The 1,362-nt window shown below is 76.1% G+C and carries 1 protein-coding gene and 1 pseudogene; both read left to right on the top strand.

Annotated features, from left to right (window positions below):
* Window positions 1-103, top strand: a pseudogene (locus AB0I76_RS29955) (DUF58 domain-containing protein); the annotation flags it as partial.
* Between the two features lie 48 nt (window positions 104-151).
* On the top strand, window positions 152-1,362 hold a 1,211-nt coding region (locus AB0I76_RS29960; protein ID WP_357042502.1), incomplete at its 3' end, for a class I SAM-dependent methyltransferase.

Consider the following 1,362-nt stretch of genomic DNA (forward strand, 5'->3'; position numbering starts at 1 on the left):
CGACGTCCGCTCGATCGACTGGCGGGCCAGCGCCCGCCGGGCCGACGTGCTGGTGCGGACGTGGCGCCCGGAGCGGGACCGGCGGCTGGTGTGCGCGACCGGGTCCTCATTCTCGACGCCCACCACCTCGTTGCCTGGGAGGACCACACGCATGTCCGCTGACCTGACCACAACCGCAGAGGACGCCGCGGCGCTGTTGCGCGCCCATCCCTGGGTCGGCGACGCCCGGGCCGGCGGCGCTGGGTTGAGGCTGGCCGTGAACCCTGCCGCGCTCACCGCCGGAGCACGGCCCGGCGCGCTGATGGCCGAGTTCCTCGACCAGTGGGGGGAGGTGTACGACGCCACCTACCGCGCCGCCGCCGGCCGGCACGCCGACGAGCTGGACCTGTCCGGCTGGCGGGCCACCGACACCGGCGCACCCCTCCCGGTCGAACACATGCGCCAGTGGGCGGACCGCACCGTCGACCTGATCCTCGCCACCGGCCCTCGGCACGTGCTCGAACTGGGCTGCGGCACGGGCCTGCTGCTGCACCGGCTGCGACCGCACGTCACCGGCTACGTCGGCACGGACGTCGCCCCGCACGCCGTGGCCACCCTCGCCGCGGACACGCCGCCGCACGTCCGGGTGGTGCGCGCCGCCGCACACGAACTCGACGGGACCGCGGTCCGGGCCGCGCTGGCCGACCTGCGGTTCCCGGACGGCCGACCCGACTGCGTGGTGCTCAACTCGGTCACCCAGTGCTTCCCCGACGTCGGGTACCTGTCGTCCGTGCTGGGCGCCGCCGTCGCCCTGGTCGCCCCGGGTGGGACGGTGGTGGTCGGCGACGTCCGCCACGCCGGGCTGCACGAGCACTTCTGCCGGTGGGTGGAGCGGTCGACCGCGCCGGAGGCGACCGACGAGGAGGTCCGTGAGCGGGCCGCCCGGCGAGCGGCCCGGGACGAGGAGCTGCTGGTCACACCATCCGTCATCGCCGCGGCGGCGGTGTCGGCGGGGCGCGACGTGCGGGTGGGCGTACACGCCCGGACGATGGCCGACGACACCGAGTTGACCCGCTACCGCTTCGACGCCGTCCTGCACGTCGAGCCGGGGCCGGTCGCGCAGCCGGTCGAGCTGGACTGGTCGGAACTGCCCGAGGCCGACCGACTCGTCCCCGTCCGGCGCCTCGCCGACGGGCCGACCCGGATCGGCGGGATCCCGCACGCCCTGTTGCGCGCCGGCGACGAAAGTGCCACCACGCCGTACCGGTTGTGTGAGTCGACCGGCGGCCGGGCCGCCGTCCTGCTCGACCCGTACCGGCCCGACGTGCTGGAGCTGGCCTCGCCCGGCGCAGCTACCCGGCCGGCCGCCGAGGTCGCGGCGGG

Source organism: Micromonospora sp. NPDC049799 (assembly GCF_040656655.1).
Classification (GTDB): domain Bacteria; phylum Actinomycetota; class Actinomycetes; order Mycobacteriales; family Micromonosporaceae; genus Micromonospora.